Annotated in this window: 25 protein-coding genes; 15 read left to right on the top strand and 10 right to left on the bottom strand. The window is 62.5% G+C overall.

Annotated features, from left to right (window positions below):
• Window positions 1–2: 2 nt before the first annotated feature.
• The 8 genes from rplO to rplQ all read left to right on the top strand — a co-directional run bounded on the left by rplO (window position 3) and on the right by rplQ (window position 4,961).
• The gene (gene rplO, locus FLM52_16815; GenBank protein NVN57392.1) at window positions 3–437 is read left to right on the top strand and encodes a 50S ribosomal protein L15; all 435 of its coding nucleotides are present in this window, start codon (window positions 3–5) and stop codon (window positions 435–437) included.
• Window positions 438–1,772 (top strand): preprotein translocase subunit SecY, encoded by a 1,335-nt coding sequence (gene secY, locus FLM52_16810; GenBank protein ID NVN57391.1) that lies wholly within the window; start codon window positions 438–440, stop codon window positions 1,770–1,772. It begins immediately after the preceding gene.
• Window positions 1,773–1,806: 34 nt separating this feature from the next.
• Window positions 1,807–1,920, top strand: a complete 114-nt coding sequence (gene rpmJ, locus FLM52_16805; GenBank protein ID NVN57390.1) for a 50S ribosomal protein L36 — start codon at window positions 1,807–1,809, stop codon at window positions 1,918–1,920.
• 131 nt (window positions 1,921–2,051) lie between these two features.
• On the top strand, window positions 2,052–2,408 hold the full coding sequence (gene rpsM / locus FLM52_16800) for a 30S ribosomal protein S13 (protein NVN57389.1): 357 nt from the start codon (window positions 2,052–2,054) through the stop codon (window positions 2,406–2,408).
• Between the two features lie 30 nt (window positions 2,409–2,438).
• Entirely contained in the window at window positions 2,439–2,822 is a 384-nt protein-coding gene (gene rpsK, locus FLM52_16795) for a 30S ribosomal protein S11 (protein ID NVN57388.1), read from the top strand.
• A 12-nt stretch (window positions 2,823–2,834) separates the two neighbouring features.
• Window positions 2,835–3,455, top strand: coding sequence for a 30S ribosomal protein S4 (gene rpsD / locus FLM52_16790; protein ID NVN57387.1), 621 nt, complete (start codon window positions 2,835–2,837; stop codon window positions 3,453–3,455).
• A 74-nt stretch (window positions 3,456–3,529) separates the two neighbouring features.
• Complete coding sequence (gene rpoA, locus FLM52_16785; GenBank protein ID NVN57386.1) at window positions 3,530–4,528, top strand: DNA-directed RNA polymerase subunit alpha; 999 nt, start codon at window positions 3,530–3,532, stop codon at window positions 4,526–4,528.
• A 46-nt stretch (window positions 4,529–4,574) separates the two neighbouring features.
• Entirely contained in the window at window positions 4,575–4,961 is a 387-nt protein-coding gene (rplQ, locus tag FLM52_16780; protein NVN57385.1) for a 50S ribosomal protein L17, read from the top strand.
• Between the two features lie 191 nt (window positions 4,962–5,152).
• Here rplQ and uvrA read toward each other — a convergent pair whose 3' ends face one another.
• Complete coding sequence (uvrA, locus tag FLM52_16775; GenBank protein ID NVN57384.1) at window positions 5,153–8,032, bottom strand: excinuclease ABC subunit UvrA; 2,880 nt, start codon at window positions 8,030–8,032, stop codon at window positions 5,153–5,155.
• A 207-nt stretch (window positions 8,033–8,239) separates the two neighbouring features.
• Between uvrA and FLM52_16770 the strand changes: the two genes are divergently transcribed.
• From FLM52_16770 to FLM52_16750, 5 genes are all read left to right on the top strand, one after another.
• The gene (locus tag FLM52_16770; GenBank protein ID NVN57383.1) at window positions 8,240–9,655 is read left to right on the top strand and encodes an MFS transporter; all 1,416 of its coding nucleotides are present in this window, start codon (window positions 8,240–8,242) and stop codon (window positions 9,653–9,655) included.
• Window positions 9,656–9,742: 87 nt separating this feature from the next.
• A complete protein-coding gene (ssb, locus tag FLM52_16765) occupies window positions 9,743–10,402 on the top strand; it encodes a single-stranded DNA-binding protein (GenBank protein ID NVN57382.1) in 660 nt (219 codons plus the stop codon).
• Window positions 10,403–10,842: 440 nt separating this feature from the next.
• Complete coding sequence (locus FLM52_16760; protein NVN57381.1) at window positions 10,843–13,350, top strand: EAL domain-containing protein; 2,508 nt, start codon at window positions 10,843–10,845, stop codon at window positions 13,348–13,350.
• 62 nt (window positions 13,351–13,412) lie between these two features.
• Window positions 13,413–14,297 (top strand): sugar nucleotide-binding protein, encoded by an 885-nt coding sequence (locus FLM52_16755; protein NVN57380.1) that lies wholly within the window; start codon window positions 13,413–13,415, stop codon window positions 14,295–14,297.
• Window positions 14,298–14,357: 60 nt separating this feature from the next.
• Window positions 14,358–15,077, top strand: a complete 720-nt coding sequence (locus FLM52_16750; GenBank protein NVN57379.1) for a 1-acyl-sn-glycerol-3-phosphate acyltransferase — start codon at window positions 14,358–14,360, stop codon at window positions 15,075–15,077.
• 153 nt (window positions 15,078–15,230) lie between these two features.
• Here the strand turns inward: FLM52_16750 and fabB are convergent, their stop codons facing one another.
• Window positions 15,231–16,448 carry a beta-ketoacyl-ACP synthase I gene (gene fabB / locus FLM52_16745; protein NVN57378.1) on the bottom strand — a complete coding sequence of 406 codons (1,218 nt, stop codon included), beginning with the start codon at window positions 16,446–16,448 and terminating at the stop codon, window positions 15,231–15,233.
• 13 nt (window positions 16,449–16,461) lie between these two features.
• Window positions 16,462–16,977 carry a 3-hydroxyacyl-[acyl-carrier-protein] dehydratase FabA gene (gene fabA / locus FLM52_16740; protein NVN57377.1) on the bottom strand — a complete coding sequence of 172 codons (516 nt, stop codon included), beginning with the start codon at window positions 16,975–16,977 and terminating at the stop codon, window positions 16,462–16,464.
• 297 nt (window positions 16,978–17,274) lie between these two features.
• Here fabA and FLM52_16735 point away from each other — a divergent pair, with 297 nt between their 5' ends.
• Both FLM52_16735 and FLM52_16730 read left to right on the top strand, forming a co-directional pair.
• Window positions 17,275–17,538, top strand: coding sequence for a hypothetical protein (locus tag FLM52_16735; GenBank protein ID NVN57376.1), 264 nt, complete (start codon window positions 17,275–17,277; stop codon window positions 17,536–17,538).
• Between the two features lie 13 nt (window positions 17,539–17,551).
• Window positions 17,552–18,091 carry an EAL domain-containing protein gene (locus tag FLM52_16730; protein NVN57375.1) on the top strand — a complete coding sequence of 180 codons (540 nt, stop codon included), beginning with the start codon at window positions 17,552–17,554 and terminating at the stop codon, window positions 18,089–18,091.
• A gap of 5 nt (window positions 18,092–18,096) precedes the next feature.
• Here the strand turns inward: FLM52_16730 and FLM52_16725 are convergent, their stop codons facing one another.
• The 7 genes from FLM52_16725 to phrB form a co-directional block, all read right to left on the bottom strand.
• Window positions 18,097–18,621 carry a DUF2878 domain-containing protein gene (locus FLM52_16725; GenBank protein NVN57374.1) on the bottom strand — a complete coding sequence of 175 codons (525 nt, stop codon included), beginning with the start codon at window positions 18,619–18,621 and terminating at the stop codon, window positions 18,097–18,099.
• A gap of 2 nt (window positions 18,622–18,623) precedes the next feature.
• Entirely contained in the window at window positions 18,624–19,907 is a 1,284-nt protein-coding gene (locus FLM52_16720; protein NVN57373.1) for a class I SAM-dependent methyltransferase, read from the bottom strand.
• Window positions 19,908–19,917: 10 nt separating this feature from the next.
• Window positions 19,918–20,787: a DUF1365 domain-containing protein gene (locus tag FLM52_16715; GenBank protein ID NVN57372.1), complete on the bottom strand. Its 870-nt coding sequence runs from the start codon at window positions 20,785–20,787 to the stop codon at window positions 19,918–19,920.
• Window positions 20,733–22,079: an FAD-dependent oxidoreductase gene (locus tag FLM52_16710; GenBank protein ID NVN57371.1), complete on the bottom strand. Its 1,347-nt coding sequence runs from the start codon at window positions 22,077–22,079 to the stop codon at window positions 20,733–20,735. Before FLM52_16710 ends, FLM52_16715 begins: the two co-directional genes overlap by 55 nt.
• A gap of 128 nt (window positions 22,080–22,207) precedes the next feature.
• Complete coding sequence (locus FLM52_16705) at window positions 22,208–23,032, bottom strand: SDR family NAD(P)-dependent oxidoreductase (protein NVN57370.1); 825 nt, start codon at window positions 23,030–23,032, stop codon at window positions 22,208–22,210.
• A 128-nt stretch (window positions 23,033–23,160) separates the two neighbouring features.
• Window positions 23,161–23,646, bottom strand: a complete 486-nt coding sequence (locus tag FLM52_16700) for a nuclear transport factor 2 family protein (GenBank protein ID NVN57369.1) — start codon at window positions 23,644–23,646, stop codon at window positions 23,161–23,163.
• 91 nt (window positions 23,647–23,737) lie between these two features.
• Complete coding sequence (gene phrB / locus FLM52_16695; protein ID NVN57368.1) at window positions 23,738–25,234, bottom strand: deoxyribodipyrimidine photo-lyase; 1,497 nt, start codon at window positions 25,232–25,234, stop codon at window positions 23,738–23,740.
• Window positions 25,235–25,247: the final 13 nt, after the last annotated feature.

Below are 25,247 nucleotides of genomic sequence, written 5' to 3'. Positions count from 1 at the left end.
CCATGAAATTGAATACCCTGAGTCCGGCCCCGGGCTCCAAGCACGCTGAAAAGCGTGTCGGTCGTGGTATCGGCTCCGGTCTTGGTAAGACCGGCGGTCGTGGCCACAAGGGCCAGAAGTCCCGTTCCGGTGGCAGCGTCAAGCCGGGCTTCGAAGGCGGTCAGATGCCTATGCAGCGTCGCCTGCCGAAGTTTGGTTTCACTTCCGCGAAGTCTCTGATTTCCGAAGAAGTGCGCCTGAGCGAACTGGCACTGGTAGACGGCGAGATCGTCGACCTCGAAACGCTGAAGAAGGCCAACGTGCTTCGTGATTCCACGAAGTTCGCGAAGGTCATGCTCTCCGGCGAACTGGACAAGGCAGTCACGGTTCGCGGCATTAAGGTCACCAAGGGTGCCCGTGCTGCGATCGAAGCTGCCGGTGGCAAGGTAGAGGACTAAATGGCTAAGTCAGGAAACGTACCGGCGATGCAGGGAAGTGGGTTGAGCGAACTCTGGGCGCGTTTGCGCTTCGTGTTCATCGCCATCGTGGTGTACCGAATCGGTGCACACATCCCCGTTCCCGGTATCAATCCTGACCAGCTTGCTGCCTTGTTCAGGGAAAACCAGGGCACCATCCTGAGCATGTTCAACATGTTCTCCGGTGGTGCACTGGAGCGAATGAGTATCTTCGCGCTGGGCATCATGCCCTACATATCCGCGTCGATCATCATGCAGCTCCTGACGGTGGTCTCGCCTCAGCTTGAGCAGTTGAAAAAGGAAGGCGAGGCCGGCCGTCGCAAGATCAGCCAGTACACGCGCTACGGCACGGTAGTACTGGCCCTGGTCCAATCGATCGGCATGGCAGTCGGACTGGTCGGAAACGGTGTCGCCTATTCCGCTGACTTCAGCTTCTACTTCACCGCCGTGAGCACGTTCGTGGCTGGTGCAGTGTTCCTGATGTGGCTGGGAGAGCAGATCACCGAGAAGGGTATCGGCAACGGGATCTCGCTGATCATCTTTGCTGGTATTGTCGCCGGGCTGCCGAGTGCCATCGGCCAGTCTTTCGAACTGGCGCGCAATGATGGTGCCTGGAATGTGCTTCCGCTGCTGGCGCTGACGCTGCTCGCAGTCGTTACCGTTGCCTTCGTGGTGTTCATCGAACGCGGCCAACGCCGCATCACGGTGAACTATCCGCGCCGTCAGGTTGGCAACAAGATGTATGCAGGTCAGAGCAGCTACTTGCCGATGAAGGTCAACATGGCCGGGGTCATCCCGCCGATCTTCGCGTCAAGCATCCTGCTGTTCCCTGCGTCGATGGGTCAATGGTTTGGCCAGAGTGAAAGCATGCAATGGTTGCAGACGGCATCTCAGGCTCTCGGGCCGGGTCAGCCACTGTATATCTTGCTTTTCGCTGCCGCTGTAGTATTCTTCTGCTTCTTCTACACGGCGCTGGTCTTCAATCCGAAGGATGTTGCTGACAACCTCAAGAAGTCAGGAGCGTTTCTGCCGGGTATTCGCCCAGGCGAACAGACCGCCCGTTACATCGATAAGGTGATGACTCGCCTGACGCTGTTCGGCGCCCTCTACATCACCCTAGTCTCCCTGATGCCTCAATTCCTCGTTGTTGCATGGCAGGTTCCGTTCTATTTCGGCGGCACCTCTCTGCTCATCGTGGTCGTGGTGGTCATGGACTTCATGGCCCAGGTGCAGTCGCATCTGATGTCAAATCAGTATGCGTCGGTGATGAAGAAGGCCAACCTCAAAGGCTATGGCAGCGGTGGCATGATGCGCTGATTGCGCAGCCCCTGTTAGCAAACTGGAGAGAACGATGAAAGTTCGAGCTTCCGTCAAGAAAATTTGCCGTAACTGCAAGATCATTCGGCGTCGTGGCGCAGTGCGGGTCATCTGCACTGAGCCCCGCCACAAGCAGCGCCAGGGTTAATTCCCTAGGCCCGCTTAGCTGAATACAAGCTCGGGTGCTGGCATACCCCCTTGTTCCCGACGGGATCAAGGGGTATGCTATTGCGCCCTTTGTGGATGTAAAATCCGCCGCTAACCTTTCGGAGAAAACTGATGGCCCGTATTGCTGGCGTCAATATCCCGGACAACAAGCACGCGGCGATCTCGCTGACTTATATCTTCGGGATTGGCCGTACGCGTGCACAGCAGATCTGCGCCGCTCTCGGTCTAGAACCGAGCGTCAAGATCGCTGATCTGTCTGTTGAACAACTGGACCTGGTTCGTGCCGAGGTGGGCAAGTACACCGTCGAAGGCGACCTGCGTCGTGAGATCACGCTGAACATCAAGCGTCTCATGGACCTCGGTTGCTATCGTGGCCTGCGCCATCGTCGTGGTCTGCCGTTGCGCGGTCAGCGCACCAAGACCAACGCACGTACACGCAAAGGTCCGCGTAAACCGATTCGCAAGTAAACGAACTGGCGTTTAGACAGGAAACATCTAATGGCTAACCCGAGTAAGCGCAAGAAGGTTAAAAAGCAGGTAGTGGATGCCGTCGCGCATATCCACGCCTCTTTTAACAACACTATCGTGACGATCACAGACCGCCAGGGCAATGCTCTTTCCTGGGCAACTGCCGGTGGTTCGGGTTTTCGTGGTTCTCGCAAGAGCACCCCGTTCGCTGCGCAAGTCGCAAGTGAACGTGCAGCGACCGCTGCAGCCGAATATGGTGTGAAGAACGTCGACGTGCTGGTCAAGGGCCCGGGTCCGGGTCGTGAGTCCGCCGTGCGTGCTCTCAATGCCGCAGGCTTCCGCGTGCAAAGCATCACCGACGTGACCCCCATCCCGCATAATGGGTGCCGTCCGCCGAAGAAACGCCGCGTTTAAGGAGACAGACTCATGGCTCGTTATATTGGACCGAAGTGCAAACTGTCTCGTCGTGAAGGCACCGACCTCTTCCTGAAGAGTGGTGTGACTCCGTTCGAGAAGAAGTGCAAATCCGAACAACCCCCGGGTGTTCATGGCCAGCGCCGTCAGCGTCTTTCAGACTACGGCCTGCAGCTGCGTGAAAAGCAGAAGGTACGTCGCATGTACGGCGTGCTGGAAAAGCAATTCCGCAACTACTACAAAGAAGCCGCTCGCCTTAAGGGTGCGACCGGTGAGGTTCTGCTCCAGCTCCTCGAGACTCGTCTCGACAACGTCGTCTACCGCATGGGCTTCGGCTCCACGCGTTCCGAGGCACGTCAGCTGGTCAGCCACAAGGCGATCGCCGTGAACGGCCGTACCGTCAACGTTGCTTCCTTCAAGGTGAAGGCTGGCGATGTGGTCACCGTTCGTGAGAAGGCCAAGAACCAGGCTCGCATCCAGCAGTCTCTGGCACTCGCTGCCAACCGCGGTGATGTCTCCTGGGTCGACGTCGACTCCAAGAAGATGGAAGGCACTTTCAAGGCTGTCCCCGAGCGTGGCGACCTGTCTGCCGATATCAACGAAAACCTGATCGTCGAGCTGTACTCCAAGTAATGTAACGCCGGGCCGATTCGTCGGCCCGGCTGGAGTACCCAGATTATCCGTTTGGCAGCCTTAAAGGTGTTCTTATGCAGCGCTCAGTGACAGAGTTTCTCCGTCCTCGCGATATCAAGGTCGAGGAAGTCAGCGCCCATCACGCGCGAATCGTCCTCGAACCCTTCGAGCGTGGTTTCGGCCACACCCTGGGGAATGCTCTGCGTCGCATCCTGCTTTCTTCCATGCCCGGCTGTGCCGTCGTGGAAGCTGAGATCGAAGGCGTTCTGCACGAGTACAGCGCCATTGAAGGGGTGCAGGAGGATGTAATTGAAATCCTGCTGAACCTCAAGGACGTGGCCATCAAGATGCATGGTCGCGACGAAGCTGTGCTGGCGCTGAACAAGAAGGGCCCGGGTATCGTGACTGCCGGCGACATCGCTGGTGACCACGATCTCGAAATCGTGAATCCGGATCACGTCATCGCTCACCTCAACGATGGTGGCGAGCTGAAGATGCAGCTCAAGATCGCTCGTGGCCGCGGCTACGAAGCGGCAGATGCCCGCACTTCCGCAGATGACGAATCTCGTGCCATTGGCCGCCTCCAGCTGGATGCGACCTTCACCCCGGTTCGTCGGGTCTCCTATGCCGTCGAGGCTGCGCGTGTCGAACAGCGCACCAACCTCGACAAGCTGGTGATCGACCTGGAAACCGACGGCACACTGGATCCGGAAGAAGCGATCCGCCGCTCCGCAACTATCCTGCAGGAGCAGCTGGCCGCCTTCGTTGATCTGGAAGCAGACAAGGAACAGGAAGTCGAAGAAGAGGAAGATCAAATCGATCCGATCCTTCTCCGTCCCGTAGACGATCTTGAGCTGACTGTTCGCAGTGCGAACTGTCTCAAGGCCGAGAATATCTATTACATCGGTGATCTCATTCAGCGCACCGAAGTTGAGCTGCTGAAGACCCCGAATCTCGGCAAGAAGTCCTTGAATGAAATCAAGGACGTGCTGTCCGCGCGTGGTCTGTCCCTCGGCATGCGGTTGGAAAACTGGCCGCCCGCAAGCCTGAAGGACGACAAGGCTTCCGCGTAAGGAAGCCCGGTCGGCTCAAGCCCCAGACTGGTAAGGAATCACAACCATGCGTCATCGTAAGAGTGGTCGTCACCTGAACCGTACCAGCTCTCACCGTGAAGCCATGTTCAAGAACATGTGCATCTCTCTGGTAGAGCACGAGGTCATCAAGACTACCCTGCCGAAAGCCAAGGAACTGCGTCGTCATATCGAGCCGCTGATCACCCTGGCCAAGCAGGATTCCGTTGCGAACCGCCGCCTGGCGTTCTCTCGCACCGGTTCCAAGGAAGCGGTCGGCAAGCTCTTCAACGAGCTCGGCCCGCGCTACACCTCCCGTCCGGGTGGTTACCTGCGCATCCTGAAGTGTGGCTATCGTGCCGGTGACAATGCCCCGATGGCATTCGTCGAGCTGGTCGATCGTCCGGCTGCCTCCGAGGCAGCAGGCGAAGAGTAAGCTTCGGCTTGCTTCGTCCACAAGAAAAGGCCAACCCTCACGGGTTGGCCTTTTTTTATGCCTGTCGGCCGGCTGGATGATACTGGTATTTCGAGTTTCTCAGGGAGTTCACCTCGCCCTCCGAGTGTTTTCGATGCGTTGAGGGCGAGGTGAATCAGGGGGGCCGAGACATCGGGTGCCTTGCCAACTGATCAGCTGCTGGTCTCGGCTGTCTTCTTGCGGGTCGACGTAATGTCGCTGGCCTTCTTGCGTTCCAGCAGCGGGGCCAGGAAGCGCCCGGTGTGCGAGATCTCCTGCGTGGCCAGCTGCTCCGGGGTGCCCTCGGCGATGATCTGGCCGCCGCCTGAGCCGCCTTCCGGGCCGAGGTCGATCAGCCAGTCGGCTGTCTTGATCACGTCCAGATTGTGCTCGATCACCACCACGGTATTGCCGTGATCACGCAGTCGGTGCAGCACGACCAGTAGCTGACGGATATCCTCGAAGTGAAGGCCGGTGGTCGGCTCATCGAGAATGTAGAGTGTCTTGCCGGTGTCGCGCTTGGCCAGCTCACGCGCCAGCTTGACGCGCTGGGCTTCACCGCCGGACAAGGTAGTCGCGCTCTGGCCGAGACGGACATAGGACAAGCCGACATCCATCAGCGTCTGCAGGCGGCGAGCGATGGCCGGTACCGGCGAGAAGAACTCCAAGGCCTCCTCGATGGTCATCTCCAGCACTTCATGGATGTTCTTGCCCTTGTACTGCACTTCAAGCGTTTCACGGTTGTAGCGCTTGCCCTTGCAGACATCGCAGGGCACGTACATGTCGGGCAGGAAGTGCATCTCGACCTTGATCAGGCCGTCGCCCTGGCAGGCCTCGCAGCGACCGCCCTTGACGTTGAAGCTGAAGCGTCCCGGCTTGTAGCCGCGGGCACGCGCTTCCTGAGTGCCGGAGAACAGCTCGCGGATCGGCGTGAAGATGCCGGTATAGGTCGCCGGATTGGAGCGTGGCGTACGCCCGATGGGGCTCTGGTCGATATCCACCATCTTGTCGAACAGGTTCAGCCCTTCGATGGTGCCGTAGGGCGCGGGCGTCAGGGTGGTGGCGCGATTGAGCTCACGCGCCGCCAGTGGCATCAGGGTGGCATTGATCAGCGTCGACTTGCCTGAGCCCGAGACCCCGGTGATGCACGTCAGCAGGCCTGTCGGCAGCGTCAGCGTCACATCCTGCAGGTTGTTGCCGGTGGCGCCGGTCAAACGCAGTACCTTTTCAGGGTTGGCCGGAAGGCGGTAGGGCGGCACGGCGATCTCGCGCTCGCCGCTCAGGTATTGTCCGGTCAATGAGCCAGGCGTCGCCTCGATCTGCTCAGGCGTGCCTTGGGCGACGATCTCGCCACCATGCACGCCGGCGCCCGGGCCGATATCCAGCACATGGTCTGCGGCACGAATCGCATCTTCATCATGCTCGACCACGATCACGGTGTTGCCCAGGTCGCGCAGGTGGATCAGCGTCTTGAGCAGGCGATCATTGTCGCGCTGGTGCAGGCCGATGGACGGCTCGTCGAGGATGTACATCACCCCGACCAAGCCGGCACCGATCTGGCTGGCCAGACGGATGCGCTGCGCTTCACCGCCGGACAGGGTGTCGGCGCTGCGCTCCAGGGTCAGGTAGTCGAGGCCGACATTGACGAGAAATTCGAGGCGCGCCTGAATCTCGTGCACAATCTTGGCGGCGATCTCGCCCTTGCGTCCCGGCAGGCTCAACTTGCCGAACTCTTCCCACGCCTCACCGATCGGCTGGCGTACGACGTCGGCGAGCGTGCGATCATCGACATAGACGTGGCGTGCTTCCCGGCGCAGGCGCGAGCCATCACAGCTCGGGCATGGCTGGACCGCCAGATAGCGTGCGAGGTCCTCGCGCACCATGTTGGATTCGGTCTCGCGATAGCGGCGCTCCATGTTGGGCAGCACGCCCTCGAAGGGATGCTCGCGGGTCACCTTGCGGCCACGATCGTTCACGTAACTGAAGGCGATGTCCTCGCGTCCGCTGCCGTTGAGCACGGCATCGCGCGCTTCATCGCTGAGCGACTCCCAAGGCGCTTCCAGCGCGAAGCCGTAATGCTCGGCCACGGCCTGGAGCTGGCTGAAGTAGTAGACGCTGCGGCGGTCCCAGCCCTTGATGACGCCTTCGGCCAGCGATAGCTCCGGGTGGCTGATCAGCTTTTCAGGATCGAAGTATTGCTTCACGCCCAGGCCGTCGCAGGTCGGACAGGCGCCTGCCGGATTGTTGAAGGAGAACAGGCGCGGTTCCAGCTCGGCCAGCGCATAGCCGCACACCGGGCAGGCAAAGCGTGATGAGAAGACGAGGTCTTCCTGCTCGCCGTCCATGAAATGCAGGCGTGCGCTGCCGTCGGCCAGATTCAGCGCGGTCTCGAAGGATTCGGCCAGACGCTGCTTGAGGTCTTCACGCACCTTGAAGCGATCGACGACGACGTCGATATCGTGCTTCTTGTTCTTCTCCAGCGGCTTGAGATCATCCAGCTCGACGATCACGCCATCGATACGTGCGCGCACGAAGCCCTGGGCGCGCAGTTCTGACAACAGCTGGAGATGCTCACCCTTGCGGCCGCTGACCACCGGTGCCAGCAGCATCAGCTTGCTGCCTTCCGGCAGGGCGAGCGCCTGATCGACCATCTGCGAGATGGTCTGGGCTTCCAGGTCGATGTCGTGATCCGGGCAGCGCGGCGTACCGGCGCGAGCATACAGCAGGCGCAGGTAATCGTAGATCTCGGTGATGGTGCCGACGGTGGAGCGCGGGTTGTGCGAGGTCGATTTCTGTTCGATGGAAATCGCCGGTGACAGACCTTCGATATGGTCGATGTCCGGCTTTTCCATCATCGACAGGAACTGACGAGCATAGGTGGACAGTGATTCGACGTAGCGCCGCTGTCCCTCGGCGTAGAGAGTGTCAAAGGCAAGTGATGACTTGCCGGAACCGGAAAGTCCGGTCACCACGATCAGCTTGTCACGCGGCAGTTCGACATCGATGTTCTTGAGGTTGTGGGTGCGCGCACCCCTCACCTGAATCCTGTCCATTGCCACCTCGGGCTGCGTCGATAAAAGCAACGATTATAAGGCGCGGGTGAAACACCCGGCAAAGGCTGCATGCTTTCAAAGCCGCCAAGCGGGCCTTAGAATATGCAGTCCATTGGTGGGCGACCACCGTTGGACGTCACATCTCGGCGACCCACGTGGTCGGCCTCCCTCTTCTTGACTGTCACGCTCCGGAGCCCGCCGCCGCCCATGAAAACCTCTCGACTGCTCGCGCCGGAACGCCGCGCCATCGTCGGCCTTGCCAGCCTCTATGCATCTCGCATGCTGGGGCTGTTCATGGTGTTGCCGGTACTGGCGCTCTATACCCGTGACCTCGCCGGTGCGACGCCGACCCTGGTCGGCGTGGCGCTGGGTGGCTACGGGCTGACCCAGGCATTGCTGCAGATTCCGTTCGGCTGGCTGTCAGACCGACTGGGGCGCAAGGCCGTGATCGGCTTCGGGCTCGGGTTGTTCATTCTGGGCTCGCTGGTCGCGGCGACGGCCGACAGCATCGAGATGATCATCCTCGGACGCTGTCTGCAGGGCAGCGGCGCCGTGGCGGGGGCAATCATGGCCCTGTTGGCCGATCAGACCCGGGAGGAGGTTCGCACCATGGCGATGGCCTCCATCGGCATGTCGATCGGGGTCGCCTTTGCACTGGCGATGGTCGCAGGGCCCTTGGCCGCAGATGCCTTCGGCTTGTCAGGGGTCTTCTGGTTGACCGCCGTGATGGCCGTCGCGAGCCTGTTCGTGCTCTGGAAGCTGGTGCCAGCTGCGCCTAGGCGTCAACATCAGGATGTGGGGCTTGATAGGCGCCAGCTCAAGGGTATCCTCGCGAATTCCGCATTGTTGCGCATGGATGTTTCGATCTTTGCGCTGCACATGATCCTGACCGCCAGCTTCGTGGCCATTCCCCAGCAGCTGGTCAATTTCGGTATCGCCCCGGCGCATCACGGCTGGATCTACCTGCCATTGATGGGGCTGGCCTTTGTCGCCATGCTGCCGCTGGTCATCGTGGCCGAGAAGTATCGGCGCATGAAGCCCGTCTTCCTGGGGGCCGTCGCGACCATCGCGACAAGCTTGCTGCTGCTGGGTATCGATGGCATCGAGCATGCAGGGCTGGCGATGTTCCTCGGCCTGCTGTGGCTGTTCTTCGTCGCCTTCAATCTGCTTGAGGCGACCTTGCCGTCGATGATCTCAAAGCTGGCCCCGGCCGGTGCCAAGGGCACGGCGATGGGGGTCTATTCCACCAGTCAGTTCCTGGGCGCCTTCGTGGGCGGTGTCGGGGGCGGCTGGCTGACCGGGCATTTCGGTCTGAGCGGCGTGTTTTTCGCCATGGGGCTGGTCGCCATTCTGTGGCTGACCGTGGTGTGGGGCATGCAACCGCCGCGACATCTGGGCAGTGAAGTGATCGGCCTGTCTCCCGAGGCCTCGCAATTGTCAGCCGTCGAGCTGCAGACACGCCTGCTGGCGATTCCCGGCGTGGAAGAGGCGCTCGTGGTGCGTGAGGAACGGGTCGCTTATCTCAAGGTCACACGCGATACACTGGATGACAAGGCGCTGGCCCGCTTCACTCGCCAGCGTGATGACGAGACTCCGGCAGGCGCGGAGGTGCCTGCCAGCTGAACCCTGACATCGGCAATACATTGCCGGTGCACTTGATACCTTTTCCGGTGCCCATGGCGCACCGGTCCATTTGCAGGAGTAATCTTCATGGCTCGTGGCGTAAACAAGGTCATTCTGATCGGCAATCTCGGTCAAGACCCGGAAGTTCGCTTCACCCCCTCCGGCAGTGCGGTGTGCAACCTGAATCTCGCAACGACGGATACCTGGAATGATCGTCAGAGTGGTCAGCGTCAGGAGCGTACCGAATGGCACCGTGTGGTGATGTTCAACAAGCTGGCTGAAGTGGCCCAGCAATACGTCAAGAAAGGCTCACGTCTGTATATCGAAGGCCGCCTGCAGACCCGCAAGTGGCAGGATCAGAACGGCAACGATCGTTACAGCACCGAAATCGTGGCCAACGACATGCAGATGCTGGATACGCGTGGCGAAGGTGGCGGCGGTAACTTCGCGGGTGGTCGTCCGCAGCAGGCGCCTCAGCAGGGCGGCCAGCAACCGGCCGCAGCACCCCAGCAGGGTGGCCAGTTCGGTGGTCAGCAGCAGGGCGGTCAGTTCGGTGGTCAGCAGCAGGGCGGTCAGTTCGGTGGTCAGCAGCAGGGCGGTCAGTTCGGTGGTCAGCAGCCGGCCCCTCAGCAGGGCAACAACTTCGGTGGCCAGCAGCCCGCCCAGCAGAACAATTCTCAGAACAACAACTTCGGTGCGCCGCCCGCGGGCAGCTTCGATGATTTCGATGATGAAATTCCGTTTTGAGTAAAGTTTTTCGGCTGTGCGCCGATAGAACGCGCAAGCGATGACGATGAAAAGGCCCTCGTTCAGCGAGGGCTTTTTTTTGAATTAACCATGAGATTTTCTTGATTCTGTTTATATAAGTATCTGTTTTTATTAGTTATCGCTGATATTGAAAAATGATTTCGAGCGCGACATCCAGCGGCTTGTGCTGCGCGTAAGGGTGGCTGAGCCTCTCTCCGACGTGCGTCATTCATACGATTCAAACGAGCGTTGTGCAAACAACGCTCCATGGCCGTATTCTCTTGGTATCCCCTTGGGCTGCTGATGTTGTCGGATGGCGCTCCATGGTCTGAGAATCCTGTCGTGGTGCTCCCGGAGGAGTGCTGGCGATATGACACCGTTGTCGAACTTCCGCCCCTGTCTTGCCGACTGTGGTATGCCCCTGATGATCGAGGTTATTCATGCATGGCAGTTATTCCTACCCACTGGTCGTCCTGTCAATCGTGGTCGCCGTGCTGTCTTCACATGCAGCGCTGCAGCTGATTCGTCAGGTCGCGCTGACCCCTTCGCGCGCCACCAGCCTCGGCTGGCTGGTGGGCGGAGCCGTGGCGATGGGGCTGGGTGTCTGGGCCATGCACTTCATCGGCATGCTGGCGTATGAATGCCAGGTTCCGGTCACCTATGCGCCCGGCCTGACGGCATTGTCGGTGCTGATCGCGATGCTGGCCTCGGGGTTGGCACTCTGGGTGAATACGCTGCCACGCCTGACGCCGATGCTGTTGATGACGAGCGGGACCATCATGGGCGGCGGCATCGCCACGATGCACTACACCGGCATGGCGGCGATGCAGATGAGCATGCCTTACCGCTATGACCCGCTGCTGTTCGCGGTGTCCATCGTGGTAGCGGTGGTGGCCGCGACGGCGGCCCTGTGGCTGGGAGGCTTCTTCCTGCGTCAGCGCCGCCCCAATCGTCTCTATCAGGCCTTGGCTGCCGGGGCGATGGGGCTCGCCATTGCCGGCATGCACTACATCGGCATGGCGGCGATGGAGATGATACCGCTGACCACGCCCATCATCGCACCTGCCGGTGTGGGCATGAGCTCCGGGCAGAATCTGTGGCTGGCCCTGGCCATCGCGGTCGCGACCCTGGCCGTGCTGGGGCTGGCGCTACTGGCCATCAGTGCCGAGCAGCGCATGCGTCGCAGTCGCCATTACCGCTCGCGTCTGGATGGCCTGCTGGAGTATCGGACCCGAGAGCTGCGTCATGAGCGTGATCAGGTCGCGGTCATGCTGGATTCCATCGATGAGGGAGTGATCAGCCTCGATCGCGAGGGGCATATCCAGCATATCAATCCCATCGCTGCTGAGCTGTGTGGCTGGGCCCCGTCGTTGGCCCGCGGGCGCCCCTGGGCGCGCATCTTGCAGCTACGCCATGAAGGTACGTTGCAGTCGGTTTCCAGCCAGCTGGAAGGGGTCTTGCAGCGCGGCGAAGTGGTGCACATGTCCAGCCAGACGCTGCTGGTGGCACGCGATGGCAGTGAATGTGCCGTGGAGCTCAAGGCTTCGCCCGTGCGCCGTCGCAGCGGGGATGTCGAGGGTGCCGTACTGGTCTTCCGCGATATCAGCTATCGCCAGGCCATGATTCGGCGCCTCAACTTCCAGGCGCATCACGACAGTCTGACCGGTCTGCACAATCGCACCGCCTTCGATGACTCTCTCACCGCGGCGCTGGCTGATGGCGGCTTTCACCAGCTGCTGTATCTGGATCTCGATTTCTTCAAGGTGGTCAACGACACCTGCGGGCACGCGGCCGGGGACACCGTGTTGCGTGAGCTCTCCGCGCTGATGCGAGCGCATGTGCGGGAAACGGATGTGCTGGCACGCCTGGGGGGGGATGAGTTTGCCGTGCTGCTCTATCGCTGTTCTCGCGAGCAGGCCATCGAGCGTGCCGAAGCGCTGTGCGCGGCCGTCAGTGCCTATCGCTACTACGATGAGGGGCGCCCATTCCAGTTGGGCGTCAGTATCGGAGTCGCGCCGGTCGAGAGCGGTGTCCAGGCCTCCGAGGTTCTGCGTCAGGCGGATGGGGCCTGCTACATGGCCAAGCAGAGCGGGCGCAACCAGGTGCATGCCTACCATGACGGAGATGCGGGATTCGAGCGCGCCCAGCGCGAGGTGCAATGGCTGCCGCTACTGCACGAGGCGCTGGAGAAAGATCGCTTCACGCTTTACATCCAGCCGATCCGCTCGCTGAGTGATGTCACCAGCAAGCCCTACTACGAGGTACTGCTGCGCTACGTCAACGACTCGGGCGAGCACCTGGCCCCGGCGCACTTCATGGCGACGGCGGAACGATTCGGTCTGATGCCAGAGATTGATATCTGGGTCGTCACCCAGGCGCTGCAGGTGCTTGAGTCTGATGACGGTCGCATCGAATCGGATGCCGTGCTGGCGATCAACCTCTCCGGCCAGAGCATGGGGGATCTGCGCATGCGCGATCAGCTGGCGGCGCTGGTCACGCAAAGCTCCGTCATGCCCCAGCGGCTGTGCTTCGAGATCACCGAGACGGCGGCCATCAGTAATCTGGCCCAGGCGCGCGAGTTCATCTACAGCATGCGTCGGCTCGGCTGCAGCTTCGCTCTGGATGATTTCGGCAGTGGCATGTCGTCCTTTGCCTACCTCAAGGAGCTGCCGGTCAATCAACTCAAGATCGACGGCGCCTTCGTGCGCAACCTGACACGCGATAGTCTTGATGCCGCCATCGTCTCCGCCATCTGCAGCATCTGTGCCCAGATGGGCATCATCACGGTGGCGGAATATGTCGAGCGCCTCGAGTTGATCCCCGCGTTGGAACAGATCGGTGTCGACTTCGTGCAAGGCTACGGCATCGGCAGACCTCACCCGATCGGCGTACCGCTGATCCCCACCCCTCCGAGCAACGACGGGCCTGCAGCCAGTCTGCAAGGTTGATAGAATGTCGTCTTTGCATCGTCGCCTCTTGCGGCGATGCGCCTGTCTGCTGGAGCCTGCCTGTGAAACTCTTGCTGCTTGATGCCGGTCATTGTCTTGGCCTGGGGCTGATCCGTGCGGCCAATACGCGCGCCGATCTTGAGCTCAACGCCGTTGAATCCGACCGTATTGGTGCCGATGACATTCGCGCCAGCCAGGCGGATGTCGTCATCGTGCCGCCATTCGCACGTCCGGCCGATTCCGCGCCTGCCGAGGTGATGGCGCATGCCGAGGCAGTGGAGCAGGTGCTGGCCGCCTGCATCGAGACCGGCACACCACTGGTGTGGTGCGTGGCAGATCAGATGTTCGAGCAGGGCGGTGAAGGCTTGCTCGACGAGGATGAGGTGCCCTCGCCGGTCGATACGGCGCTGCGGCGCGTCATCGCGACAGGTGATCGCATCCGTGCCGAGCTGCCCAATCACCTGATCGTACGTCTGGGCCCGCTGTTCGGTCCCGAAGGACGTGATGCCTGGCTGCCGACGCTGATCGAGCGCCTGCTGGCGGGAGAAGAGGTACGTGCCGCCGAGGATGTCATCCTCTGTCCGACCAGTGTCGATGCCGTGGCAATGGCGTTGATCGGCATGCTCCAACAACAGCGCTGCGGTGCGGGTGCCTGGGGGGCCTACCATCTGGCCGGCACTGAACCCACCAGTACCTACGCCTTCGTCAGTGTCGTGCGCACCCAGCTGATCACCCGCCTCGAGGGGTTGGGCGAGACGGTGGCCGCAGGCCCGCTCAAGGTGCTGACCCTCAATGCCGGTACGCCGCTGCGGCGTGTGCTCAACTGCCGTCGCGTGCTGGACACTTTCGGTGTGCATCAGAAACCGTGGCGTCTCGAACTATCCCGCTTGATGGATGACTGGATCGCGCAGCGCGCCTCCGGCTCATCTCGCCCTGACTCGACCTGACCTGTGGAGACTGTGCCTGTGAATGCGCTGCGTAGCGTGCTGTTTTATGTAGGTTATTTCATGGCGTTGCTGCTCAGCGCCGTGGTGCTGGTGCCGCTGGCGGCCTGCCTTCCGCTACAGGCGCGCTACCGTGTCCTGCATATCTACAACCATATCGTGCTGTGGTGGTTCCGCCTGACCTGCGGCGTGAAGGTGCAGGTGAGCGGACGTGACACCTTGCCGAAGGAGGCCTGCGTGTTGCTGGCCAACCACCAGAGCGAGTGGGAAACCATCTATCTGCAGGTGGCCAAGCGCCCGCTATGCACCGTGCTCAAGCAGGAGCTGCTGAAGATTCCGGTCTTCGGCTGGGGGCTGAAGCTGCTGGAGCCGATTCCGCTGGATCGCACCCAGCCGGCCAAGGCGCTCAAGCAGGTGCTGTCAGTCGGTACCCAGCGCCTCAAGGACGGCTTTACCGTGCTGATCTTCCCGGAAGGCACGCGCATCGCGCCGGGGGCCCGCAAGAAGTTCAACAAGTCCGGCGCCGCGATTGCCTGCCGTGCCGGGGTGCCGGTGGTGCCGGTGGCGCATAATGCCGGTGAGATCTGGCCCAACGACAGCTGGATCAAGCGCCCGGGCACCATCCATGTCGCCTATGGCCCGGCCATCGAGACGACAGGGCGCAAGCCGGATGCGGTGATCGCCGATGTCGAGGCCTGGGTCGAGGCCAGGCTGCAGGAAATCTCCAGCGTCCAGCGTCCGCCGCTGGAAGAGGAAGCGGCGGCCGATAGTGTTGGTGCCTGACTGTCTGACGCTTCCCCTGTCGCTCATCTGATGCATCCGGTGCTGCCAGCAAGCACCGGAAAGCCAGCAAAAAGGCCGCCCCGAAGGGCGGCCTTTTCGTGTCTCACACCAGCGCGTATCGGCAGACTGCATGTCTGCTGAACGCGTGCTGAGTCAGTCCTGGAAACGTTCCAGAATCAGGCAGGCGTTGGTGCCACCGAAGCCGAAGCTGTTGGACAGCACACGGTCGATCTTGACGCCATCACGACGGGTCGTGACGATGTCGAGGCCTTCGGCGCGGTCATCCAGCTCGCTGACATTGGCGGACGCGGCAATGAAGTCGTTCTCCATCATCAGCATGGAGTAGATGGCTTCCTGCACGCCTGTGGCGCCCAGAGAGTGGCCCGTCAGTGACTTGGTCGAGCTCATGGCCGGGCTGTCGGCGCCGAAGACTTCCTGGATGGCCTTGAGCTCGGCCACATCCCCAACCGGCGTCGAGGTGCCGTGGGTGTTGATGTAGTCGATATGGCCCTTCACGGTCGCCATTGCCTGGCGCATGCAGCGTGCTGCACCTTCGCCGGACGGTGCCACCATGTCGTGGCCATCGGAGGTCGCGCCATAGCCGGTCACTTCGGCGTAGATCTTCGCGCCGCGTGCCTTGGCGTGTTCCAGTTCCTCGAGCACCAGCATGCCGCCGCCACCTGCGATGACGAAGCCATCACGGGTCTTGTCGTAGGGACGCGACGCGGTTTCCGGCGTGTCGTTGTAGCTGGTGGACAGGGCGCCCATGGCGTCGAACAGGCAGGACAGGGTCCAGTGCTCTTCTTCACCGCCACCGGCAAACACGACGTCCTGCTTGTTCAGCTGGATCTGTTCCACGGCGCTGCCGATGCAGTGGGCAGACGTGGCACAGGCCGAGGAGATCGAGTAGTTGATGCCCTTGATCTTGAACGGCGTGGCCAGGCAGGCAGAGACGGTCGAGCCCATGGTACGAGTGACGCGGTAGGGACCGACACGACGCAGGCCCTTGGCGCGCATCACGTCAGCGGCCTCGACCTGGTTCGCGGAGGAAGCGCCACCGGAACCGGCGATCAGGCCGGTACGCTCGTGGGAAACCTGCTCTTCGGTGAGACCGGAATCGGCAATCGCCTGCGCCATGGAGATGTAGGCATAGGCCGCAGCATCCCCCATGAAGCGCAGTTGCTTGCGATCGATGTGGTCTTCGAGATTGATGTCGACAACGCCGGCCACGTGGCTACGGAAGCCCAGCTCGGCGTATTCCTCTTTGCGGCGGATACCAGAACGTCCTTCGCGGAGCGATTCCAGGACCTGCTGGCGATCATTGCCCAGGCAGGAAACAATGCCCAGCCCGGTGACTACCACTCTACGCATGGGAGCCTCCCGTTCAGAAGTTCGCAGTGGAGGTGAACAGACCGACGCGCAGGTCGTTGGCCTGATAGATGTCGCGACCGTCAACTGTCACTGTACCATCGGCGATGCCGAGGATCAGCTTGCGAGTGATGACTCGCTTGATGTTGATGGTGTAGGTCACTTTCTTGGCGGTCGGCAGCACCTGGCCAGAGAACTTGACCTCGCCGCAGCCCAGCGCGCGGCCACGGCCCGGATTGCCGAGCCAGCCGAGGTGGAAGCCCACCAGCTGCCACATGGCATCGAGGCCCAGGCAGCCCGGCATCACCGGATCACCCGGGAAGTGGCAGTCGAAGAACCACAGGTCCGGAGAGATATCCAGCTCAGCAATCAGCTGACCCTTGCCGTGGCTACCGCCTTCCTCACTGATGTGAGTGATGCGATCCAGCATCAGCATGTTGGGAGCAGGCAGCTGCGCATTGCCCGGGCCGAAGAGTTCGCCCTGGCCACAGGCCAGCAGCTCGTCGCGAGTAAAGGAGTGTTGCTTGGTCACTGAGTCATTCCGAGTAGCGGGATGGTAATGCCGTACGAGGCACCTGAGCGCCTGAATGGAGCTAGTCTAATGGCTGGCACCCCTGAATGCACGTGGGGGCCAGACTAAAGGGCAGCAAGGGCGGGTGCAAATAAGTCCTACAGCTGGGGGGAAAGTGGTCGATAGGAGCTAGTGTGTGATTCGCGCGGGGTCCTCTTTGCCGGCATCGGTCGCAATCCGCTGGAGCCGTGCCGAGAATGGCCCGCTGCCTGCAAATGCAGGATCCTCCCCGATGACCCCTTTCACCGAGAGCTGCTTATGTGGCCGCAAGCCCACTTCAATCGGCCCCTGATCATCGGGGCGCTCGTTGCCTTGACAGCGCTGCCCTGGTTGCCGGGGCTCGAGCTGCGTCTTGCCGCGTTGCTGCCTGCCGTTCTGGCGGGTCTGGACATCGTGCGCCAGCGTCGTCGCCAGCTGCTGCATCGTCAGCTGCTGGAGGCCGCCGTGCACCTGAGCAGTGATGGACTGGTGATCAGTGATCGCCACAATCGGCAGCTGCCGCGCCCCGGAGGATGGCGCTGACGCCGATGTGCTGATGCTGCGCCTGGGCAACTGGGTCAATGTTTCTGCCTTGCAGCTGATCCAGGGTGGCTTTGAAGCCTCGCTGGCGGGCCTGTTGCTGGAGTATGACGTGCCCGCCAGCTCCATCGGGCTGGAGCTGACGACGTCGGTACTGCTGGATGAGCGTGCCGGCGACATCTCACGGCGTCTGGCCGCCCTGCGCGCCTGCGGCCACCAGATCGCGGTGGACGACTTCGGTACCGGCTATTCGTCACTCGCCTATCTGAAGGATTTTCCGGTGGACAAGCTCAAGCTGGACCGTGCCTTCATCCGCAGCCTGCCCGGCGAGAGAGCGGATGCCGCCATCACCATGGCGGTCCTGGCGATGGCCAAGGGCCTGGGCATGGAGATGATCGCGGAAGGCGTCGAGACCGCTGAGCAGCGTGAATATCTGGTATCGAATGGCTGCGGCTGGATACAGGGGGTCTACTTCTCGCGGCCGGCGCCCGCGGGGGAGGTCATCGAGCGGCTCAATGGCTACGAGGCCGGCAATCTGGCCATCAAGGCCGCCTGACGCCCTCAGGCACGCTCGGCATGCCCATGAAGGCCTGCGATGCCCAGGCACAGGCCGCCCCAGATCAGCGCCTGGGCCGGTAGCAGCCAGTCGGCGAGGGTCACATTGGCGAGCTGCGCCCCACCGTAATAGGACAGCGGCGCACTGATGGCGCCGCCAGCCGCCGCCAGCCAGGGCCGCTGCCACAACCAGCGCAGCGCATGATGGATCGTGCAGGCGAACAGCGGCCACAGACACCACATCCAGACAGGCAGGGGCAGCCAGTGCGCCCAGCCAGGCGTGTCCGAGGTGATGGTGTATCCGCCGGCCAGTGACAGGCTGCCATCCACTACCATCCCCAGCGCCACGAAGGCGGCAAGCCAGCGCAGCTCGCGCAGGCGCTCACTCGTGGGCACGATCAGCCATAGATGCACGGCCAGTATCAGCGGCGTAGCCAGCAGGGCGACCGTCGCGCCACCCAGCACACAGCAGAACCAACCGAGCTGAAAGAGACCGGCATTGAGCAGTGCTCCAGGGCGCTCGGACAGCATGTTCAGGCGTCCCAATCCTGGAGCCCCGCCTGTACCGGGCGCGCCCCCGGCCCCCCCAGCAACAGCTGGCAGGTGCCGATGGTGCGCTCGCGGAAGCCCCCCTCGCAGTACGCCAGGTAGTAACGCCACATGCGCACGAAGCGCTCGTCGTAGCCCTGCACATAGACCTCCCCGAGACGCGCCTCGAAGCGCTGCCCCCAGGCCTTGAGCGTGGCGGCGTAGTGCAGGCCGATATCCTCGAGCTGCAGCAGGTTCAGCTGGGTGTCCTGCTGCATGGCGGTGAGGATCGCCGTATGGGACGGCAGGAAGCCACCGGGGAAGATGTAACGCTTGATGAAGTCCATCTCGCGGCTGGCGGCCACGAAGCGCTGATCGCGAATCGTGATGGCCTGCAGCGCGATCAGGCCTTCCGGCTCGAGCAGGCGCTCGAGGGTCTTCAGGTAGGTCGACAGATACTGATGGCCGACCGCCTCGATCATCTCCACCGAGACGATACGATCGAAGCGACCTTCCAGTGCCCGGTAGTCTTCCTTGAGCAGCGTGATGCGATCCTCCAGCCCTTCCGCGGCGATACGCGCCTTGGTATAGGCGTGTTGCTCATCGGAGATGGTCGTGGTGGTCACGCGGCAGCCGCGTGTTCTTGCGGCATGGATCGCCAGCCCGCCCCAGCCGGTGCCGATCTCCAGCAGGTGATGCTGTGGCCCCAGTTCCAGCAGGTTGAACAGCTTCTCCAGCTTGTGGGTAGAGGCCGCTTCCAGACTGGCCTCGGGATAGGGGAACACCGCCGCGGAATACATGCGGTGCTCGCGGTCGAGGAACAGTTCGAAGAGGTCATTGCCGAGATCGTAATGCGCCGAGATGTTGCGCTTCGACCCCGCCAGCGTATTGCGCGCCAGCGCGTAGGCGACGCTCAGCGCCCACTTGGACAGGCGCGACGTTCCGCTGTCCACCGAGTCATTGACCTGCTCGAGGTTGTAGGCGAACAGGCGCACCAGCCCGACCAGATCATCCGTCTCCCACTGGCCATCCATGTAGGCCTCCGCCGCCGCGACGGTGCCACCCAGCGCCATGCGCCGCCATGCGCGTGAGTCATGGATACGCAGCGTGACGTTGCGCGCGCCGCCCTTGCCCAGCACGTGGCGCTCTCGGCCTTCCAGCACCGTCAGGCTGCCACCTTCAAGTTTGTCGAGCATGCGCAGCAGGCGTGGCCGCAGCAGCCGCGTCAGGCGGTCCGCCGGTGCCTGAGTCGTGGCCAGAGTGGGGGGAGCGGGTTCGAATTGGCTCATGATGAGTTCCTCATGATGAAGACGGCGAGCGCGGATGGTCGAAGATCGGCACGCGCTTGAGCGCCAGACGCAGCGCCTCGAAATGAATGCCCGCGACCGTCTTGAGCGTCATCCAGGGGAAGCGCAGCAGCAGGCGATGAAAGGCGCGTGAGGTAGCCGGTTCCAGATGCAGGCTCAGGCTGGCATCGAACAGCGAATTCTGCGCTATCCGTGCCGTATCCCCGGTGAGGGGATGGTTTTCCATGTGCAGCAACAGTTCGTCCGCGCTGGGGTCGTTGAAGCGCCAGTGATAGCGCATGCCCATCGGCATGAAGGGCGAGACATGCATGCGCTTGTCGAACTGCGCCGCCTGCATGCGACGCTGCGGGTCCGTACGGGCGGCATACAGCACGCGCTCTCCCCAGGGAATATTGGTGACCTCACCGAGCACTGCGCCCAGCTGGCCTGAGGCGTGATAGAGGTAATAGAGGCGAATCGGGTTGAAGCCGATCCCGAAGTGGCGCAGCTGGGTCAGCAGAAAGACGCGCCCCTGCGGCAATGGCGCGTGATCGCCATTGCGGGCAAGCTCGCGCTGACAGGCGGCGCGCACCCGGTCCTCGAGTGGGCCATCGACAATGTCGTGGACCGCGGCCGGCAGATGGTCACTGTCGCGAAAGGCCAGTGGCGCGGCGTGACTGGCGCTCACCAGACGCTTGCCGGCCATCAGTGCCGGCAACTCATCCAGTGCCAGCCATGCCATGGCGACGCGATAGCGAAAGGCATGCTGGCGCGGCGCAAGGCGGCGGTGGCGCAGCGTGCCATAGCCGATGCGACTGGCGGGCGCCTTCAATCGTCTGCCTCGCGAGCACCCAGTGCCTCTGCGACCCGCAGCGCGCTCCATACGCCATCCTCGTGGAATCCATTGCGCCACCAGGCACCACAGAAATGGGTGCGCCCTACTGGGCCGTCCGCCTTGGCTTGCGCGCCGGAAATCTGCGCGAAGCGCGCCTTGGCGTCCTCAGCGGCCAGCGTGAAGCGCGGGTGGTCATAGGCGTAACGGCCCAGTACCCGAGCGGGATCGATCGCGTCGCTGTCATTGAGCGTGATGCAGAAGGTCTCGCGGGGCGGGTGCTCGCGCTCATCAAGGCGTTGCAGGATGTTCATGTCGTAGGTGACGCTGGCCCGCTGGGCGTCGTCGCGCCCATCGAGGCGGTAGTTCCAGCTCGCCCAGGCCGACTTGCGCCTTGGCAGCAGCGAGGTATCGGTATGCATCACCACCTCATTGCGCTGAGTCGTGATGGCTCCCAATACCTCGCGTTCCTGCTCGCTGGCATCACCGAGCAGAGCCAGTGCCTGTGGCGCATGACACGCCATCACCACCTGGTCGAAGCGTTCACGGCGGCCATCGGCATGCTCAAGTGTCACCCCGTTGGCGTCGCGCAGGACACGACTGATCTTGCTGTTGAGGCGAATGCGCTCTGCGTAACCCTCGGTCAGCGGCGCGATGTAGGTGCGCGAGCCACCGACCAGCGTGAACCATTGTGGACGATCATTGACCGACAGCAGGCCGTGATGGCGGAAGAAGCGCACGAAGAACAGCAGCGGGAACTGCGCGATATCCGCGATGCTGGCGGACCAGATCGCCGCGCCCATCGGCAGCAGGTAATGTTCACGGAAGACCTGCGAGTAGCCATTGGCATCCAGGTAGCTGCCCAGGGTCGCGCCCTCGGCGAGCTTGCCGTTGTCCAGATCGGCGGCAGCCTGCTTGTTGAAGCGCAGGATGTCGCGCAACAGGCGATAGAAGCGCGGGCGCAACAGGTTGCGCTTCTGGGCGAACAGCGACAGCAGGGTATGGCCGTTGTACTCGAAGTCCTCGGCGGTGGTGTGCACCGAGAAGCTCATCTCGGTGGGCTGGTAAGCCACGTCGAGGCGCTCCAGCAGACGCTGGAAATGCGGGTAGGTGCGGTCGTTGAAGACGATGAAGCCGGTGTCGATGGCCCAGTCGCTGCCATCGGCGCACTGCACATCCATGGTGGCGGTGTGGCCGCCCAGGCGCTCGGCTGACTCGAAGACATGCACTTCATGCTTGCGACTCAGGTAATAGGCCGCTGACATGCCGCTGATGCCGCTGCCGATGACGGCAATGCGCTGGCGGGGTGGAGGCGCTGTCGCGTAGGTCGTTGTTGTGTTCATGCCACTCCAGAAGTAGAACGCACCATGTCGTCATGAGCAGAAGTGTGGTCGAGCCGTCGGTGCGGGCGAATCTTGTCTGTATTGCCGGGTGCGCCAGACTCTCGTGAGCCGGGCTCTGGTTCGCGAGATCAGCCGCGCGTCATGTGCAGCCCGATGCTGCGTCGCAAGGGGGCGGGCAGGATGCCCAGCAACTTGACCAGCAGCGTGAAGCGTCGCGGGAAATGGATATCGAGCCGATGACGCGCGAGTCCCGTCACGATCGCCTCGACCGCCTGATCGACAGTGACCTGCATCGGCATCGGGAAGTCATTGCGCTCGGTCAGCGGTGTCTTGACGAAGCCGGGGTGAATCACGCTGACATCGATGCCCTGGTTGTCGAGGTCCAGCCGTAGCGACTCCAGGAAGTAGCTCACTGCGGCCTTGGAGGCGCCATACGCCTCGGCTCGAGGCAACGGCAGATAGGCCGAAGCACTGGAGACCGCTGCCAGCTGCGGCCGCTCACCGCCGTCTGCCGCTGCCATGCGCAGCAGCGGCAAGGCGCTTTCGATCACATCCACGGTGGCCTGGAAATTGGTCGCGAACACGCGGTGGACCAGGTCTGCCTCGAATTCCCGTGCATCCAGATATTCGCAGGTGCCAGCGTTGAGCAGTGCAAGGTCGAGTCCACCAAAGCGGGCCTCTATCTGGCTGGCCGCCGCGCGGATGGCCTCACGGTCGGTGAGGTCGAGCGTCACGACCAGCGCTTCCCCGGGGCCTTGCTCGGCATCGGCTGCGATGGCCTCCAGCTTGTCGGCGGAGCGGGCGCTGAGGGCGACCCGGTGGCCATCTGCCAGCAGCCGGCGCGCCAGTCCTTCGCCGATGCCGGAGCTGGCGCCGGTCAGCCAGATACGTTTGCGAGCCTTTGCGGACGTCGATGTGGTTGTCGATGTGGTGCTCGAACCATGACTGGCCATTTCCCCTCCTTGGCATGTATGTGTGTGGCGTGCCTGTCTGCGTCTTCAGCCTGTGTCTGGCCGGGAGAGCCTTGCTGGCACTGACTCAGAGAACGCCGGGCGTGTCCGTATGGATGTCGTCATGCTGCTCAGTCCATGCGACGTTTCAGCAGACCGATCACGTTGCGCAGGACGGGCACCTGCTCGTAGAGCAGCTCGCCGGCATCGAAGAAGTCACGGTGATGAATGACCTTCCCGTCTCGGAACTCGAGGCGTGAGGCACCCTGCACGCTGATGTCCTTGCCCCCGTTCAGACGGGGATGGCGATAGGTCATCGTCCAGCTGAGCCAGGCAAGTCCCTGTTCATTGCCTTCATCCACAGGGCCGGCGGCTTGCTTAGGTATCGGCCCCAGCGGGTGATGGAAGACGAAGTCGATGGCGGCGACATTCATGTACAACCCTGAGAAATAGGCGTTGAGTGCTGTCAGGCCGTGGACTTCATGCAGGGGGTCGCGAAAGACGATATCGTCACTGTAGACTGATTTGAGCAGCTCTGTAGAGGTTTTGTCCAGCTTTTCGTAAAGACGACATACCCGAGTCAGGGCCGGGCTTATCTCGTCGGGTAGCGATTGCATGGCAACGCTCCTGAAGGATAGGGGGGGGGGGGGGCCAGAAGCGAATGACCCCTCAAGCGGCCTGCTGAAGATCAGCAGGCCGCTTGAGGGGTCATTCGCTTCTGGACAGCGCCTTGAAGGTATCCAGCGCCCGCTGGCGGGCGGCCTTGTGATCGACGATCGGTCGTGGGTAGCCCGTCCGTTGACAGTCATCCGCACTGGGCTGGTGGCGCCGCTTGGCCGGCAGCTCGGCCAGCTCCGGCACCATGCTCGCGATGAACTCGCCGTCCTTGTCGAAGCGCTGGCCCTGGGTGGTCGGATTGAAGATGCGGAAATAGGGCGCGGCATCGGTGCCGGTGGAGGCCGCCCATTGCCAGCCACCATTGTTGGCGCCCAGCTCACCATCGACGAGATGGGTCATGAAGAAGGCCTCGCCACGCCGCCAGTCGATCAGCAGATGCTTGGTGAGGAACATCGCCGTCACCATGCGTAGGCGATTGTGCATCCAGCCGGTCTGCACCAGCTGACGCATGGCGGCATCGACGATGGGGTAGCCGGTGCGGCCCTCGCACCAGGCGGCGAAGCCTTCGTCATCGTCGCGCCACTGCAGGGCCTCGGTATGGCGCTGGAAGGGACGGTGGCGATTGACGCGCGGGAAGCCGACCAGGATGTGCTGGTAGAACTCACGCCAGATCAGCTCGTTGACCCAGCTGGTCAGGCCGACATCGCCATCGGCGAGGCTGCCGTTCTCTGCCAGTACGGCGGCGTAGCATTGGCGGGCCGAGATCATGCCCAGCGCCAGGTAGGGCGACAGCTCGCTGGTGCCTCGGGTGGCGGGGATATCGCGCTGCTCGTGGTAGCGGCGCGCGCGGAAGGTCAGGAAGCGTTCCAGGCGCTCCTGTGCGGCCTCTTCGCCGGCCGGCCATAGCTCGGCGTCCAGCGCTGTCGCTGGCTTGCCCTTGAGTGTCTCGGGCAGTGGCGGAATGGCGTCGCCGTGGATCTCGCGCCCCTTGGCATCGCGGGGCGTGGCTTGCACTTCAGGCGCCTCATTCAGCGCCAGACGTCGGGAATCGACTTCCTTGTGCCAGCGCTTGGAGAAGGGCGTGAAGACGCCGTAGTAATCGCCCTTGCCGGTCAGCAGCTCGCCGGGCGTGAAGGCCAGCATGTCGGTGTAGCGATGCAGGCGGACGTCGCGCTCGGCAAGCAGTTCACGGACCTGTCGGTCGCGCTCACGCTCATTGACGGCATATTCGTCATTGAAATGCAGGGCCCGGACGCCCAGCTGATCGCATAGTGCGGCCAGCGCCTGGGGCACCTCGGCGAAGGTGTCGCAGTCGAGCACCTTGAGCGGGATGTGATAGCCGGCGAGTGCCTGTTGCAGGACATGCAGGCCGCGACGCAGGAAGTCGAGCTTGTTGGCTCCGTGGCCGTGCTCGACCCACTGCGCCAGGCAGGGGGCGACGACGGCCACGACCGGGCCGCGTGCGGCGGCCTGCGAGAGAGCCGTGTTGTCATGTACGCGCAGGTCACTGCGCAGCCAGACCAGCTGCAGGGGAGCCCCCGCTGGCGCGGAGGCGGAGGAAGAGGTGGATGGTGAGTCAGATGACATCGGGGCTCCTTGG

Source organism: bacterium Scap17, from assembly GCA_013376735.1.
GTDB lineage: Bacteria > Pseudomonadota > Gammaproteobacteria > Pseudomonadales > Halomonadaceae > Cobetia.
The sequence above is the reverse complement of the archived record's forward strand: the minus strand, read 5'-3'. Positions and strand labels throughout refer to the sequence as shown.

Excerpts from the sequence above, each read along its gene's own strand:
- FLM52_16750 (NVN57379.1), top strand. The coding sequence starts at position 14,358 with ATGGCGTTGCTGCTCAGCGCCGTGGTGCTGGTGCCGCTGGCGGCCTGC.
- rpoA (NVN57386.1), top strand. The coding sequence starts at position 3,530 with ATGCAGCGCTCAGTGACAGAGTTTCTCCGTCCTCGCGATATCAAGGTC.
- uvrA (NVN57384.1), bottom strand. The coding sequence starts at position 8,032 with ATGGACAGGATTCAGGTGAGGGGTGCGCGCACCCACAACCTCAAGAAC.
- FLM52_16760 (NVN57381.1), top strand. The coding sequence starts at position 10,843 with ATGCATGGCAGTTATTCCTACCCACTGGTCGTCCTGTCAATCGTGGTC.
- FLM52_16725 (NVN57374.1), bottom strand. The coding sequence starts at position 18,621 with ATGCTGTCCGAGCGCCCTGGAGCACTGCTCAATGCCGGTCTCTTTCAG.
- FLM52_16700 (NVN57369.1), bottom strand. The coding sequence starts at position 23,646 with ATGCAATCGCTACCCGACGAGATAAGCCCGGCCCTGACTCGGGTATGT.
- FLM52_16705 (NVN57370.1), bottom strand. The coding sequence starts at position 23,032 with ATGGCCAGTCATGGTTCGAGCACCACATCGACAACCACATCGACGTCC.
- phrB (NVN57368.1), bottom strand. The coding sequence starts at position 25,234 with ATGTCATCTGACTCACCATCCACCTCTTCCTCCGCCTCCGCGCCAGCG.
- FLM52_16730 (NVN57375.1), top strand. The coding sequence starts at position 17,552 with ATGCTGCGCCTGGGCAACTGGGTCAATGTTTCTGCCTTGCAGCTGATC.
- FLM52_16710 (NVN57371.1), bottom strand. The coding sequence starts at position 22,079 with ATGAACACAACAACGACCTACGCGACAGCGCCTCCACCCCGCCAGCGC.
- FLM52_16770 (NVN57383.1), top strand. The coding sequence starts at position 8,240 with ATGAAAACCTCTCGACTGCTCGCGCCGGAACGCCGCGCCATCGTCGGC.
- rplQ (NVN57385.1), top strand. The coding sequence starts at position 4,575 with ATGCGTCATCGTAAGAGTGGTCGTCACCTGAACCGTACCAGCTCTCAC.
- fabB (NVN57378.1), bottom strand. The coding sequence starts at position 16,448 with ATGCGTAGAGTGGTAGTCACCGGGCTGGGCATTGTTTCCTGCCTGGGC.
- FLM52_16715 (NVN57372.1), bottom strand. The coding sequence starts at position 20,787 with ATGGAGCGCGCTGCGGGTCGCAGAGGCACTGGGTGCTCGCGAGGCAGA.
- secY (NVN57391.1), top strand. The coding sequence starts at position 438 with ATGGCTAAGTCAGGAAACGTACCGGCGATGCAGGGAAGTGGGTTGAGC.
- FLM52_16735 (NVN57376.1), top strand. The coding sequence starts at position 17,275 with ATGTGGCCGCAAGCCCACTTCAATCGGCCCCTGATCATCGGGGCGCTC.
- rpsD (NVN57387.1), top strand. The coding sequence starts at position 2,835 with ATGGCTCGTTATATTGGACCGAAGTGCAAACTGTCTCGTCGTGAAGGC.
- rpsK (NVN57388.1), top strand. The coding sequence starts at position 2,439 with ATGGCTAACCCGAGTAAGCGCAAGAAGGTTAAAAAGCAGGTAGTGGAT.
- rplO (NVN57392.1), top strand. The coding sequence starts at position 3 with ATGAAATTGAATACCCTGAGTCCGGCCCCGGGCTCCAAGCACGCTGAA.
- rpmJ (NVN57390.1), top strand. The coding sequence starts at position 1,807 with ATGAAAGTTCGAGCTTCCGTCAAGAAAATTTGCCGTAACTGCAAGATC.
- rpsM (NVN57389.1), top strand. The coding sequence starts at position 2,052 with ATGGCCCGTATTGCTGGCGTCAATATCCCGGACAACAAGCACGCGGCG.
- FLM52_16720 (NVN57373.1), bottom strand. The coding sequence starts at position 19,907 with ATGAGCCAATTCGAACCCGCTCCCCCCACTCTGGCCACGACTCAGGCA.
- ssb (NVN57382.1), top strand. The coding sequence starts at position 9,743 with ATGGCTCGTGGCGTAAACAAGGTCATTCTGATCGGCAATCTCGGTCAA.